This window comes from Achromobacter arsenitoxydans SY8 (genome assembly GCF_000236785.1).
Taxonomy (GTDB): Bacteria; Pseudomonadota; Gammaproteobacteria; order Burkholderiales; family Burkholderiaceae_B; genus Achromobacter; species Achromobacter arsenitoxydans.
Genome location: NZ_AGUF01000073.1, coordinates 78,738 through 93,206, shown reverse-complemented (window position 1 = coordinate 93,206; position 14,469 = coordinate 78,738). Strand labels below are relative to the sequence as shown.

The 14,469-nt window shown below is 67.1% G+C and carries 12 protein-coding genes and 2 riboswitches; of the genes, 10 read left to right on the top strand and 2 right to left on the bottom strand.

Annotated features, from left to right (window positions below; all coding sequences use genetic code 11):
* Positions 1-60 precede the first annotated feature (60 nt).
* A complete protein-coding gene (gene dcd, locus KYC_RS22355; RefSeq protein WP_008166733.1) occupies positions 61-624 on the top strand; it encodes a dCTP deaminase in 564 nt (187 codons plus the stop codon).
* 4 nt (positions 625-628) lie between these two features.
* On the opposite strand, the gene KYC_RS22350 is transcribed toward dcd, so the two are convergent.
* Positions 629-1,504, bottom strand: a complete 876-nt coding sequence (locus KYC_RS22350; protein WP_008166731.1) for a GNAT family N-acetyltransferase — start codon at positions 1,502-1,504, stop codon at positions 629-631.
* A gap of 160 nt (positions 1,505-1,664) precedes the next feature.
* Between KYC_RS22350 and KYC_RS22345 the strand changes: the two genes are divergently transcribed.
* A complete protein-coding gene (locus KYC_RS22345; RefSeq protein ID WP_008166729.1) occupies positions 1,665-2,903 on the top strand; it encodes a GGDEF domain-containing protein in 1,239 nt (412 codons plus the stop codon).
* 14 nt (positions 2,904-2,917) lie between these two features.
* Here the strand turns inward: KYC_RS22345 and KYC_RS22340 are convergent, their stop codons facing one another.
* Positions 2,918-3,436 carry a GNAT family N-acetyltransferase gene (locus KYC_RS22340; RefSeq protein WP_043519086.1) on the bottom strand — a complete coding sequence of 173 codons (519 nt, stop codon included), beginning with the start codon at positions 3,434-3,436 and terminating at the stop codon, positions 2,918-2,920.
* 103 nt (positions 3,437-3,539) lie between these two features.
* On the opposite strand from KYC_RS22340, the gene KYC_RS22335 reads away from it, so the two are divergent.
* The 8 genes from KYC_RS22335 (at position 3,540) to gcvP (ending at position 14,432) form a co-directional block, all read left to right on the top strand.
* Positions 3,540-3,992 carry a hypothetical protein gene (locus KYC_RS22335; protein WP_008166725.1) on the top strand — a complete coding sequence of 151 codons (453 nt, stop codon included), beginning with the start codon at positions 3,540-3,542 and terminating at the stop codon, positions 3,990-3,992.
* A gap of 292 nt (positions 3,993-4,284) precedes the next feature.
* Positions 4,285-6,546, top strand: coding sequence for an arginine/lysine/ornithine decarboxylase (locus KYC_RS22330; protein ID WP_008166723.1), 2,262 nt, complete (start codon positions 4,285-4,287; stop codon positions 6,544-6,546).
* 23 nt (positions 6,547-6,569) lie between these two features.
* Complete coding sequence (locus KYC_RS22325; RefSeq protein ID WP_008166721.1) at positions 6,570-7,772, top strand: BaiN/RdsA family NAD(P)/FAD-dependent oxidoreductase; 1,203 nt, start codon at positions 6,570-6,572, stop codon at positions 7,770-7,772.
* Between the two features lie 152 nt (positions 7,773-7,924).
* Complete coding sequence (locus KYC_RS22320) at positions 7,925-8,539, top strand: superoxide dismutase (RefSeq protein WP_008166719.1); 615 nt, start codon at positions 7,925-7,927, stop codon at positions 8,537-8,539.
* Positions 8,540-8,569: 30 nt separating this feature from the next.
* Entirely contained in the window at positions 8,570-9,463 is an 894-nt protein-coding gene (locus KYC_RS22315; protein ID WP_008166716.1) for a ZIP family metal transporter, read from the top strand.
* Positions 9,464-9,528: 65 nt separating this feature from the next.
* Positions 9,529-9,629: riboswitch (glycine riboswitch) on the top strand.
* A gap of 44 nt (positions 9,630-9,673) precedes the next feature.
* A riboswitch (glycine riboswitch) is annotated at positions 9,674-9,796 on the top strand.
* A gap of 85 nt (positions 9,797-9,881) precedes the next feature.
* Positions 9,882-10,982, top strand: coding sequence for a glycine cleavage system aminomethyltransferase GcvT (gene gcvT / locus KYC_RS22310; RefSeq protein ID WP_008166715.1), 1,101 nt, complete (start codon positions 9,882-9,884; stop codon positions 10,980-10,982).
* Positions 10,983-11,081: 99 nt separating this feature from the next.
* Complete coding sequence (gene gcvH, locus KYC_RS22305; RefSeq protein ID WP_008166713.1) at positions 11,082-11,459, top strand: glycine cleavage system protein GcvH; 378 nt, start codon at positions 11,082-11,084, stop codon at positions 11,457-11,459.
* 99 nt (positions 11,460-11,558) lie between these two features.
* Positions 11,559-14,432, top strand: coding sequence for an aminomethyl-transferring glycine dehydrogenase (gene gcvP, locus KYC_RS22300; RefSeq protein WP_008166712.1), 2,874 nt, complete (start codon positions 11,559-11,561; stop codon positions 14,430-14,432).
* Positions 14,433-14,469 lie beyond the last annotated feature (37 nt).

Sequence of the window (14,469 nt, the reverse complement as noted above, 5' to 3'; positions counted from 1 at the left end):
CGCAGCGGACGCGCTCGGGATAAAATGGCGGCCACTCCATTCCCTAGCACCACACCCACCATGAGCATCAAAAGCGACCGCTGGATCCGCCGCCAGGCCGAAGCCGGCATGATCGAACCCTTCGAACCGGGGCAGGTCCGTACGGCCAATGGCGGGCGCATCGTCAGCTACGGCACCAGCAGCTACGGCTACGACGTGCGCTGCGCCGACGAATTCAAGATCTTCACCAACATCAATTCCACCATCGTCGATCCCAAGAATTTCGACGAAGGCTCGTTCGTGGACTTCAAGGGCGATGTCTGCATCATCCCGCCCAATTCATTCGCGCTGGCGCGCACCGTGGAATACTTCCGGATTCCGCGCAGCGTCCTGACGGTCTGCCTGGGCAAGAGCACTTACGCGCGTTGCGGCATCATCGTCAACGTCACGCCGCTGGAACCCGAATGGGAAGGCCACGTCACGCTCGAATTCTCGAACACCACGCCGCTGCCCGCCAAGATCTATGCGGGTGAAGGCTGCGCGCAGATGCTGTTCCTGGAAAGCGACGAGGTCTGCGAAACCTCTTATCGCGACCGCGGCGGCAAGTACCAGGGCCAGCGCGGCGTGACGCTGCCGCGCACCTGATTCATCATTCCGGGGACGCGGGCGGCAGGCATTCGCGCAGGTACTCGATGTCCCACTCGCCTTCGCCGGTCTGCACGAAGCCATGCCGGCGATAGAAGCGATTCGAATCGCTGCCGCGCAGCGCGCCCAGCGTCACCGGCAGCCCGCGGCTGTCGGCATACCGCAGGATCCACCGCATGACCTCCCCGCCCAGCCCCTGGCCTTGCGCCTCGGGATGCAGGTACAGGTGGTCCAGCCGCAATCCATCGCCGTCCGGGCGCACGGCATAGAAGCCGACGCGCTGACCATTCCGTTCGATATGCCAGGTGCAGTCCGGCCGGAAATTGCCGCGCAGCCGCGTCCGCGCCCGCTCCGGGTCGAACCGGCCCAGCCGTTCCAGGCTTTCGCGCATGGCCGCGATCCGCAGCGCCAGCAACGCCTCGAAATCCGATTCCGATGCCGGCGTGAACCGCAGTCCGCCCGGGTCGGTGGCGCCGTCCTGCGCCAGCTCGTCGTAGCCGCGGCCCAGGAACTGCAGGATGCAGATGCCGTGGCCGTAGGGGTCGCTCAGGTGCGCGATGCGGCCCCAGGCGTGCGTGGCGGGCGGGTCTTCCAGCCGCGCGCCTGCGGCGACGGCGCGGGCCACGGCGCTGTCTACGTCCTCGACCACCACGTCCAGATGCACGGGCGTCCAGTGCCGCGCGTAGTCGCGAGGCTGGCGCGCCGCGCCGGCGGCCGGCGTGCCGGCGGCCTTCTCCAGCAGGTAGATGGGCGCATCGGCGCCCAGCATTTCCGCACCCGTCGGCCCCAGGCGCCGGTGCAGTCTCAGGCCGAAGGCCTGTCGATAGAACGCGATGGCGTGCTCCAGATCGGGCACGTCGATGTTGACCAGGATTCTCATGGGATCTTGCGCTGGCGGCGCCGGGAGGTTTGGCGCGGGCCCGATGCCCGCGCTGTTACGCGGCTTGTGCTAAAGAACCCCATGCCGCGTCCGTAAAAAGAATACATGTGTTTGCCGATTTGGCGACGTCATATCTGCAAGCGTGAGCAAGGCCCCATCCGTGCGTTACCCCCATATTCCCTGGCTGCCCCTGTTGTTCTATCCCGCGTTGCCGGTCGCTGCGGCGGTGGGCCTTCTGTTCTGGCGGGAATGGCCGCCAGCGCTGACGCTCATCGTGCCCTTCGTGCCGTGGGCGATGGCGCTGATCGGCGCGGCGATCTGCCTGATGTACCAGCGATCGCAGACATTGGCGCTGATGCTGTGCGTGCTCGCGGTGACGGCCGCGTGGCCCACGCTCGCGCGCGAGGCGCCCTGGGCGATGGGGGCCGTGCTGGCCTGGTGGTCGCTTGTCTACACGATCAATGCGCTGTGGTCCGAGCGATCCAGCATGCTTATCGACGTGGGCTTGCGCATTGGCCTGATGGCCGCCGGCGTGGCGGCGATCGCGCTGGCCGGCAAGGACGGCGTGGGCGGCATCTTCAGCACGATCGCCCTGCAAGGCATGCTGGCGCGCCTGGGCGTGCCGGCCGAGGCGCTGGTGGCGCTGCTGGCTACCGGCCTGACCCTGACCTTGCTGCTCCTGCGCTATGGCCGCCCGCAGCAGGCCGGCCAATGGCTGGGATTCGTCTGCATGGCGTGGGCCCTGCCGCGTGGGGCCGCCCATCCCATCGAACTGGCGCTGATGTCCGCCGCGTCGCTGACGGCGCTGTGCATTTCGCTGGCGCACGAAGGCTTCCACATGGCGTTTCGCGACGAGCTCACCGGCCTGCCGGGCCGGCGCGCGCTGAACGAGCGGCTGCAGCGCATGGGCCGCGTCTACACGCTTGCGATGGCCGACGTCGACCATTTCAAGGCGTTCAATGACACCCATGGCCACGACGTGGGCGACCAGGTGCTGCGCATGGTGGCGTCCCAGTTGCGCCGCGTGCCCGGCGGCGGCCACGCCTACCGCTACGGCGGGGAAGAGTTCACGCTGGTGTTCCCGGGCAAGACCGCGGCCGAAGCCATGCCGCACCTGGAAACGGTCAGGCGCGCGATCGAGGCTTACCAGATGCGGCTGCGCGACAAGCCGGCCCGGCCGAAGGCCGACCAGATCGGCCAACGCAGGCGCGGCAACCGCGGCCGCGGTTCGAGGCCGCTGCGCGTGACCGTCAGCATTGGCGTGGCCGAGCGCAGCGATGCGCTGCGCGCGCCCGACGCCGTCATCAAGGCGGCCGACCAAGCGCTCTACAAGGCCAAGGACGGCGGCCGCAACCAGGTGTGCGCGTACGGCGCGCGCCGTAGGTCGGCTGCCGCCTGATTCCGCGCTCCGCGCTAGCCGTCCGCCAGCGGCAGCGCCATCAGCGCTTCGTCGTAGAGCCTGCCGTTCACGCACAGCGCCTCCGGCTCGTGGCCATACACGGCGAAGCCCATGCCGGCATACAGCGCGACCGCCGCGGTGTTGTTGGCGGTCACGCTCAACTGCACCTGGCGGACCCCGCGCATGGTCCGCGCGTGGCCGATCGCCGCCTGCATCAGCAGCCGGGCGAACCCGCGTCCGCGCTGGGCCGGCGTCACGTACATGCTCCAGATGTGCGCCTTGTGGCGCATCTTCAGTTTGCGCTGCCGGCCCACGCCCACCATCCCGGCCAGTGCGCCATCGGCAAAGACGCCGAACATGGCGCCGTCGTCCGCGGGGACTATCCATTCGCGGATGTCCTCCAATGTCAGCGTGTGTTCCTCTTCGTAACTCGATCCGAAGGATTCCGGCGTTTCGACCAGCGCGTCCAGGCGCAATTGCCGCAGGGGCGCGGCATCCGGGGCGGTCAGGCGTCTTACGATGGGGGCTGGCATGGGCTAAGGAGTGTTGGGAATAGGGAACGTTCGGGCGGCATGGCGCAGGGGGCTGCCTATAATGGTCTTAACGCCGCTTGCGGTTTTCACAAAGGAGCCAATGATGTTCGGTTTCCTCAAGATAAACCAGGATGTCACGCGCGACGAAGTCCAGGAAGAATTCGTGGCGCGCGTGGCGGGTGCCGCGCAGGATTTCGTGCAGGCAGCCGGGCCCACCGGCGCCGTGCTGGACTACTCCCCGTCCAGCGTCCATGCGCTCGATGACGCACTCGAGGCCGCCCATCTGGGCACGCTGCCTCTGACCCCCATGCAGACTGTCGGCGCAGCCGCCTACCTCTACGAGATCGGCCGCCGCGCGCATGGCGGCCTGTATGAAGTCTGCGACGACGAGGACCCCGTGGTCCTGGTCTGCGGCGAGCCCGGGGCCGAGGTTTGCTTCGGCGCCATCGCCAAGGTCGAACGGCGTATCCGCTACGGCGCGTCCGAGGCGATCCCCGCCTACTTTGAGCAATTCACGTCCGCCCTGCAGTCCGGCGAGGCCGCGACCATCCGCTAGGCTCGGCTTTGCGATGGCCTCGGCGGGCCCAGGCCCCCGGTCCCCGGCCGTCTTCGGCCTCCCCCTGCCGCTGCGGGGGAAGGGCGGCAGGCCGGCCCTTTTGGCGTCATGACAACGCCCCTGGACGCCTTCTGGGGATTTCCCTTAGGACTGTAAGAAAAACAGCCCTACAATTCCGCCAATCCCGCCGCCCGGCGGGACCTCGCGCCGTCTGTCATCTGACGGATCTTTACTAGCAGTACATTCGCGCCGCGATACGCGACCGATTCGCCTTGCCCCCAGGAGCGCCTGCATGAAATTCCGCTTCCCTATCTTCATCATCGACGAGGACTACCGTTCCGAGAACGCGTCCGGTTTGGGTATCCGTGCCTTGTCCGCAGCAATCGAGGCCGAGGGCGTCGAGGTGATCGGGGTGACCAGTTACGGCGACTTGAGTTCGTTCGCGCAGCAGCAGAGCCGCGCCAGCGCCTTCATCCTGTCGATCGACGACGAAGAGTTCGATGTGGATTCGCCCGAGGACGTGGCCAGCGCGATCAAGAATCTGCGCACCTTCATCGGTGAACTGCGCTTCCGCAACGCTGATATCCCCATCTACCTGTATGGGGAAACGCGCACCTCCGAACACATCCCGAACGACATCCTGCGCGAACTGCACGGCTTCATCCACATGTTCGAGGACACCCCCGAATTCGTGGCGCGCCACATCATCCGCGAAGCCCGCAGCTACGTCGACAGCCTGCCGCCGCCGTTCTTCCGCGAACTGGTCAAGTACGCGCAGGACGGTTCGTACTCGTGGCACTGCCCGGGCCACTCGGGCGGCGTGGCGTTCCTGAAGAGCCCGGTGGGCCAGATGTTCCACCAGTTCTTCGGCGAAAACATGCTGCGCGCCGACGTCTGCAACGCGGTCGACGAATTGGGTCAACTGCTGGATCACACCGGCCCGGTCGCTGAATCCGAACTGAACGCCGCGCGCATCTTCCACGCGGACCACTGCTTCTTCGTGACCAACGGCACGTCGACCTCGAACAAGGTGGTGTGGCACGCCAACGTGGCCGCGGGCGACGTGGTGGTGGTGGACCGCAACTGCCACAAGTCGATCCTGCACGCCATCACGATGACGGGCGCCATCCCGGTGTTCCTGCGCCCCACGCGCAACCACCTGGGCATCATCGGGCCGATTCCGCTGGAAGAGTTCCACCCGGACAACATTCGCAAGAAAATCGAGGCCAACCCGTTCGCGCGCGAAGCGGCGAACAAGAACCCGCGCATCCTGACGCTGACGCAAAGCACGTACGACGGCGTCATCTACAACGTCGAAATGATCAAGAAGCAGCTGGGCAGCTATGTCGACACGCTGCACTTCGATGAAGCCTGGCTGCCGCACGCTTCGTTCCACGAGTTCTACCAGGACATGCACGCCATCGGCCAGGACCGCCCGCGCAGCCAGGACGCCATGGTCTTCGCCACGCACTCCACGCACAAGCTGCTGGCCGGCATCTCGCAGGCCTCGCAGATCATCGTGCAGGAGTCCGAGACCCGCAAGCTGGACCGCAACGTCTTCAACGAGGCGTACCTGATGCACACGTCCACGTCGCCGCAGTACGCGATCATCGCGTCCTGCGACGTGGCGGCCGCCATGATGGAGCCGCCGGGAGGCACCGCGCTGGTCGAGGAAAGCATCCGCGAAGCCCTGGATTTCCGCCGCGCCATGCGCAAGGTGGAGTCCGAATTCGGCAAGAACGACTGGTGGTTCAAGGTCTGGGGCCCGAACCGCCTGGTGCCCGAAGGCATCGGCAACCGCGACGAATGGATCCTGGAAGCCAACGACCATTGGCACGGCTTCGGCGAGATGGCCGAAGGCTTCAACATGCTGGATCCGATCAAGGCCACGGTCATTACGCCGGGGCTGGACATGTCGGGCAGCTTCGGCGAAACCGGCATTCCCGCCGCGCTGGTGTCCAAGTACCTGACCGAGCACGGCGTCGTGGTCGAAAAGACCGGCCTGTACTCGTTCTTCATCCTGTTCACCATCGGCATCACCAAGGGCCGCTGGAACACGCTGCTGACCGCCCTGCAGCAGTTCAAGGACGACTACGACCGCAACCAGCCGCTGTGGCGCATCCTGCCCGAGTTCTGCCGCGACCATCGCCGCTACGAGCGCATGGGCCTGCGCGACCTGTGCCAGCAGATTCACGAGGCCTACCGCGAGCGCGACGTCGCCCGCCTCACGACCGAGATGTATCTGAGCGACATGGTGCCGGCGCTCAAGCCGTCGGACGCGTTTGCCCGCATGGCGCACCGCGAGGTCGAACGCGTCGACATCGACAAGCTCGAAGGGCGAGTCACGGGCGTGCTGCTGACGCCGTATCCCCCGGGCATCCCGCTGCTGATCCCGGGCGAACGCTTCAACCGCACCATCGTGCAGTACCTGCAGTTCGCGCGCGAGTTCAACGAGCGCTTCCCGGGCTTCGAGACCTACATTCACGGCCTGGCCGATGAAATTGGTCCCGATGGCGAAAAGCGCTACTACGTCGATTGCCTGATCGAAGAGTGATCGCGGGCGGGTCTGGAGTCCTGATGTTCGATGTAGCCGTACTTGGCGCCGGCGCCGCGGGAATGATGTGCGCGTCGGTGGCCGGCCAGCGCGGCTTGCGCGTGGTGCTGGTCGACCACGCGCAGCGCCTGGCCGAGAAAATCCGCATTTCCGGCGGAGGCCGCTGCAACTTCACGAACATCGGCGCCGGACCCGCCAATTTCCTGTCCGACAATCCGCATTTCTGCCGTTCGGCCCTGTCCGGCTATACGCCGCAGGACTTTCTGGCGCTGATGAAGCGCCACCGCATCGCCTGGCACGAGAAGCACCGCGGCCAGCTGTTCTGCGACGATTCCAGCGAATCCATCATCGACATGCTGCGCGCCGAGTGCGGCGCCGGCAACGTGCAGTGGCGCATGGGCTGCACCGTGGCCGAGATCGCCCACGGCGAACAAGGCTTCGAGCTGCGCACCAGCCAGGGCCCGATCCGCGCCGCCAAGCTGGTGGTGGCGACCGGCGGCATGGCGATTCCCCAGCTGGGCGCCACCGACTTCGGCCTGAAGATCGCCCGCCAGTTCGGCCTGAAGGTGGTAGAGCCGCGGCCCGCGCTGGTGCCGCTGACCTTCGACCCCGCGCATTGGCAGGCCCTGTCGGAACTGTCCGGCGTAGCCCTGGAAGTCAATCTGCACACGGGGCAGGGCAAGGCGCGCGGAGAGTTTCTTGAAGACCTGCTGTTCACCCACCGGGGCCTGTCGGGGCCGGCGATCCTGCAGATCTCCAGCTTCTGGAAGCCGGGCGAGCCCATCGTGATCGACCTGGCGCCGGGCCGCGACCTGGCGGCAGAACTGCTGGCGTCCAAGTCCGGCAACCGCCAGCAGCTGCATACGGTGCTGGCAGGGCTGTGGCCCAAGCGGCTGGCCGACCGCTGGCTGCATCTGGCGGAGCTGGGCGGCAAGCCCGGGCTGGCCGCGCTGCGCCTGGCCGACGCGCCGGACAAGACCCTGCGCGCGCTGGCGCAGGACATTCACCAGTGGAGCCTGATTCCCAGCGGCACTGCGGGCTACAAGAAAGCCGAAGTGATGCGCGGCGGCGTGGACACGCGCGGCCTGGACCAGAAATCCATGCAGGCCAAGGCGGCGCCCGGCCTGTACTTCATCGGCGAGGCCGTGGACGTCACGGGCTGGCTGGGCGGCTACAACTTCCAGTGGGCCTGGGCTTCCGGCGTGGCCTGCGGCCAGGCGCTGTAGAAGACGCGCGATACGCCCGGTTACGCGATGCGTCGCGGGATCGGGGCCGAATCGCCGATCCGGCATTGTGATATTAAATAAAAATACATATCATTTATGTTTTGATCTTGATCAAGCCCCTTTCCCAGGGGACGGATCCGACGGAGACTCGCATGGCCTACACCCTTCCGACCCTGCCGTACGCCTATGACGCGCTGGAACCTCACATCGACGCGATGACGATGGAGATCCACTACAGCAAGCATCACCAGACGTACGTCACCAGCCTGAACGCCGCGCTGGAAGGCGCCGGCATCGCCACTGATGAACCGGTTGAAGCCCTGGTCGCGCGACTGGACCAATTGCCCGAAGCCGTGCGCGGCGCCGTCCGCAACCACGGCGGCGGCCACGCGAACCACAGCCTGTTCTGGTCCGTCATGTCCCCGCAGGGCGGCGGCGAGCCGGACGGCGCGCTGGCGGCGGCCATCGAATCGGAACTGGGGGGGCAAGCCGCCTTCCGCGAGGCCTTCACCAAGGCGGCGCTGACCCGCTTCGGCAGCGGCTGGGCCTGGCTCAGTGTGACGCCGGCCGGCAAGCTTGTGGTCGAAAGCAGCGCTAACCAGGACAGCCCGCTGATGCATGGCAACACGCCCATCCTGGGCCTGGATGTCTGGGAACACGCTTATTATCTGAAGTACCAGAACCGCCGGCCCGAATACATCGGCGCTTTCTACAACGTGGTGAACTGGCCCGAGGTGGCGCGCCGCTACGCCGCGGCCAAGGGCTGAGCGCATCTCTCGCAAGGAGCGCAGCGGCTTATGAATACGTTCAGCCGACATCGGGTGCGGCCCGCGGCAACCAGCATCAGCGTGTGGACGCTGGCCGTGATGGTGTCTTGTCTGGCGTTGCACCAGCTCTGGGTCTACCTGGACGTGCGGGCGCCGCACGTGGCCGACGCCCTGCTGGGCGGGCTGGTCGCGGCCGGCGCGACGGCCCTGGGCACGCTGCCCATCCTGTTCGCCCGCAGCATTCCGCAGAAGGCCCAGGACAGCATGTTCGGCTTCGGCGCCGGCGTGATGCTGGCCGCCTGCGCGTTTTCCCTGGTGGCGCCCGGCATTTCCGCGGGCAAGAACCTGGGCTACGGGCCCTGGGGCGCGGGTCTGTTGGTCGGCGCGGCCGTGCTGCTCGGGGCGGCGGTCCTGCTGCTCATGGACCGCATCCTGCCGCACGAGCATTTCATCAAGGGCAGGGAAGGCATGGAGGCGCACCGGCTGCGCCGCACTTGGCTGTTCGTCTTCGCCATCATGCTGCACAACCTGCCCGAAGGCCTGGCGATCGGCGTGGGCTACGCCGGCGGCGATCCCGTGCGCGGCACGGCGCTGGCGACGGGCATCGCAATCCAGGACGTTCCCGAGGGGCTGGTGGTGGCGGTAGCCCTGCTGGCAGCGGGCTACAAGCGCACCTTTGCGGTGGCGCTGGGCATGTTGTCCGGGCTGGTGGAACCCGTGGGAGCCGTGCTCGGGGCCGCCATCGTGGGTTTTTCGGCGCCGCTCCTGCCGTGGGGGCTGGGCTTTGCCGCCGGCGCCATGCTGTTTGTCATCAGCCATGAAATCATCCCCGAATCGCACCGCAAGGGTCACGAGGTCTATGCAACCTGCGGTCTGATGCTGGGGTTCGTGCTGATGATGCTGCTGGATACGGCGCTGGGATAGCTGCATAAAGACCGTGGCGGCTCTAGGCTTACCCCGGGCTTTCGTTGTATGCTTTCGGCGCTGTCACGCATGTTGCGGGAGAGAGCGGCCGACGCAGAAATTCCGGCCGCCGCCGAAGGCGCAATTCGCCCAGAATCGCTCAGGTAACCGATACCGCACATGCTTGCCCCGTCCCGCTTTTCTTGCCATCCAGGCCAGGCGGACGCGGCAAAACAGCACTCTGGAGAGACCTGGCGCCGCCCCTGAACTAGGGACATAGCGAGCAGCCCAGGCGCCGAAGGTGCAAACCCGCCACGCGGGGCAACTCTCAGGCAAAAGGACAGAGGGGCGGAAGATTCAGCCGTTGTGCGGGCGCCGTCCGCCCGCAACTACCGGCATTCCGTAACCCTGGCATTGCTGCCGTCCCGGAGTTCCCCGCATGTCCGCTACCCTCAAACGCACCCCGTTGGCCGAAGAACACCTTGCCGCCGGCGCCCGCATGGTCGACTTCGGCGGCTGGGACATGCCCCTGGCCTACGGCTCGCAGCTTGAAGAGCACCACGCGGTGCGCCAGGACGCCGGCATGTTCGACGTTTCGCACATGCTCAACGTCGACGTGACCGGCCCTGACGCCTTTGCCTTCCTGCAGCGCCTGGTCGCCAACGACGTCGCCAAGCTGACCGTGCCCGGCAAGGCCCTCTACAGCTGCATGCTGAATCCGCAGGGCGGCGTCATCGACGACCTGATCATTTATTTCTTCGCGGCCGACGAATGGCGCGTGGTGGTGAACGCCGGCACGGCCGACAAGGACGTGGCCTGGATGCAGCGCGTGAAGCAGGCCGGCGCGTTCGACGTCGCCGTCACGCCGCGCCGCGACCTGGCCATGGTCGCCGTCCAGGGCCCCAACGCGCGCGCCAAGGTCTGGGCCGCGCGCCCGGCTTGGCAGGCCGCCACGGAACCCCTGACTGCCTTTGTCGCCGCCTGCGTGGGCGACGACACCCTGGTCGCCCGCACGGGCTACACCGGCGAAGACGGCTTCGAAATCGTACTGCCCGCCACCGAAGTGGTGCAGCTGTGGCGTGACCTGGTCGCCCAGGGCGTGCGCCCGGCAGGCCTGGGCGCGCGCGACACGCTGCGCCTGGAAGCCGGCATGAACCTCTATGGCCAGGACATGGACGAACTGACCCAGCCGGGTCAGGCGGGCCTGACCTGGACCGTGTCCCTCAAGAACGCCGAGCGCCGTTTCATCGGCCGCGACGCGCTGGAACAGTTCGCCACGCCGGCCACCTTCATCGGCCTGAAGCTTCAGGATCGCGGCGTCATGCGCGCGCACATGGCCGTGCGCACCGCACAGGGCATGGGCGAGCTCACCAGCGGCACCATGTCGCCCACGCTGGGCGTGTCGATCGGCTTCGCCCGCCTGCCGCAAGGCGTGAATCCGGGCGACACGGTCGAGGTCGACATCCGCGGCAAGTGGGTGTCCGCCCTGGCCTGCAAACTGCCTTTCGTGCGTAACGGCAAAGCCGTCGAACACTCGTAAACTCGAAGCTTCGCGCGAGCGCCGGCCCGGCATGGGCGACGGCCGCCCGCGCGAGGCGCGCAACACCATTCATCTACCCGTATTCCCTCAGGAGTTCCCATGAGTCTGCCCACCGATCGCAAGTACACCGAGTCCCATGAATGGGTCAAAGCCGAGGGCGACGTGTTCGTCGTCGGCATCACCGACACCGCCCAGGATCAACTGGGCGATCTGGTCTTTGTCGGCGATGTGAACGTCGGCGCCAAGCTGAACGCCGGCGAGACCGCCGGCGTGGTCGAGTCGGTCAAGGCCGCCTCGGACATCTACGCGCCCGTTGCCGGCGAAATCGTCGCCTTCAACGAAGAGCTGGAAAACAACCCCAACCTGATCAACGAATCGGCCTTCACCGCCTGGATCTTCAAGATCAAGCCGGTCAACGCGGCCGACGCCGACAAGCTGCTGGACGCCGCCGGCTACGAAGCCGTCGCCAACGGCTAAGCCAGGCCGCGACGGGCGCGGGCCATCCAGGCGCCGCGCCTGTCGCGCAACACGCAATACCGTTCGTCCCCGACGACACCGCTACCCCGAGATCTCCCCATGTCGCGCGCCCTAGACACCCACACCGACTTCATTCCCCGCCACATCGGCCCTTCCGACGCCGACCAGGCCGCCATGCTTGCCGTGATCGGCAGCGCCAGCCTGGACGCCCTGATCGAAGAAGTCGTGCCGCCCAAGATCCGCAGCCAGGAACCGCTGGCGCTGCCGCCGTCGCGCAGCGAAGCCGACGTGCTGGCCGAGCTCAAGCAGGTCGCGGGCCGCAACAAGGTCTATCGCAACTACATCGGCCAGGGGTACTACGGCACGCAGACGCCCAATGTGGTGTTGCGCAACATTCTCGAGAACCCCGCCTGGTACACGGCCTACACGCCGTACCAGCCGGAGATCTCGCAGGGCCGCCTGGAAGCCCTGCTGAACTACCAGACCATGGTCGCCGACCTGACCGGCCTGGACATCTCCAACGCCTCGCTGCTCGACGAAAGCACCGCCGCCGCCGAAGCCATGACGCTCGCGCGCCGCGGCGCCAAGTCCAAGAGCCCGGTGTTCTTCATTTCGCGCCACGTCCATCCCCAGACCATCGAAGTCGTGCGCACGCGCGCCGAAGGCCTGGACATCGAGATCCGCGTGGGCGACGAGGCCGAAGGCCTGCCCGAATGCTTCGGCGTGCTGCTGCAGTATCCGCATAGCACGGGTTCGGTTGCCGATTACCGCAAGCTGGCCGAAGCCGCCCACGCGCAAGGCGCTGTGGTGGCGTGCTCGACCGACCTGCTGGCGCTGGCCCTGCTGGCCGCGCCGGGTGAATGGGGCGCGGACATCGCCATCGGTTCGGCCCAGCGCTTTGGCGTGCCGTTCGGCTTTGGCGGCCCGCACGCCGGCTTCATGGCCTGCAAGGACGCCTTCAAGCGCAACATGCCCGGCCGCCTGGTCGGCGTGTCCAAGGACGCGCAGGGCAACCCGGCGATGCGCCTGGCCCTGCAGACGCGTGAACAGCACATCCGCCGCGAGAAGGCCACTTCCAACATCTGCACCGCGCAGGTGCTGCTGGCCGTGATGGCCGGCATGTACGCCGTGTGGCATGGCCCGGCCGGCATCCGCCGCATCGCCGAGCGCGTGCAGCGCAGCACCGCCATTCTGCGCGCCGAACTCGTCAAGCTGGGCGTGAAGGTCGCCAATGACACGTTCTTCGACACGCTGCTGCTGGAAACCGGCGCCGCGACGCCCGCCATCCTGACCGCGGCCGATTGCGCGCAGATCAACCTGCGCCGCGTCGACGGCGCCCGCCTGGCGGTGTCGCTGGACGAGACGGTCACGACCGCCGACCTGCAGGCGCTGGTCAACGTCTTCGCCGCCGGTCTGGAACTCGACGACGTTGAACTCGACATCGACGCGCTGGACGCCGCCGCCGCCAGCGGCATCCCGGCCTCGGTCGCGCGTGAAGGCGCGATCCTGTCGCACCCGGTGTTCTCCAGCGTGCAGTCCGAAACCGACATGCTGCGCTACCTGCGCAAGCTGGCCGACAAGGATCTGGCCCTGGACCGCACGATGATCCCGCTGGGTTCGTGCACCATGAAGCTGAACGCCACGGCCGAGATGATCCCCATCACCTGGCCCGAGTTCGCGCTGATCCACCCGTTCGCGCCCGCCTCGCAAAGCCAGGGCTACGTTGAGCTGATCGACCGCCTGTCGGCCGCGCTGTGCGAAATCACCGGCTACGACAACATCAGCCTGCAGCCCAACTCGGGCGCGCAAGGCGAATACGCGGGCCTCCTGGCCATCCGCGGCTATCACCAGGCCAATGGCCAGCACCAGCGCAACATCTGCCTGATCCCGTCTTCGGCGCACGGCACCAATCCCGCCTCGGCCCAGCTTGCCGGCATGGACGTGGTGGTGGTGGCGTCGGACGCCAACGGCAACGTGGACCTGCCCGACCTGCGCGCCAAGATCGAACAGGTCGGTGACAAGCTGGCCGCGCTGATGATCACGTACCCGTCCACGCACGGCGTGTTCGAAGAAGCCGTGACCGAGATCTGCGATCTGGTCCACCAGGCGGGCGGCCAGGTCTACCTGGACGGCGCCAACATGAACGCGATGGTCGGCGTGGCCAAGCCGGGCAAGTTCGGCTCGGACGTGTCCCACCTGAACCTGCACAAGACCTTCTGCATCCCGCACGGCGGCGGCGGCCCGGGTGTGGGCCCCGTGGCGGTGCGCGCGCACCTGGCGCCCTACCTGCCGGGCGTGGTGAACGAGCAGGGCAAGCTGCCCGGCGAAGCCAAGGTCGGCCCGGTCTCGGCCGCGCCGTTCGGCTCGGCCGGCATCCTGCCCATCCCGTTCGTGTACATCGCGCTGATGGGCGCCGACGGCCTGCGCCGCGCAACCGAAGTCGCCATCCTGAACGCCAACTACATCGCCACCCGCCTGCGCGACCACTATCCGGTCCTGTATGCGGGCCGCAATGGCCGCGTGGCGCACGAGTGCATCCTGGACGTGCGTCCGCTCAAGGAAACCAGCGGCATCAGCGCCGAGGACATCGCCAAGCGCCTGATGGACTACGGCTTCCATGCGCCCACCATGAGCTTCCCGGTGGCGGGCACCCTGATGGTCGAGCCCACCGAATCCGAAGGCGTGGCCGAACTGGACCGCTTCATCGACGCGATGATCTCGATCCGCGAAGAAATCGCCCAGGTCGAGCGCGGCGAACGCGACCGCGACGACAACGTCCTGAAGAACGCGCCGCACACGGCCCAGATGCTGCTGGCCGAAGAATGGCTGCACGACTACCCGCGCCAGCAGGCCGCCTACCCGGTGGCTTCCCTGCGCGACAACAAGTACTGGCCGCCCGTGGCCCGCGTGGACAACGCCTACGGCGACCGCAATCTGGTCTGCGCCTGCCTGCCGATCGAAGCCTACGCCTGAAGCCCTGCCTGAAGCGTCCGGCGATTGCCGGATGCTT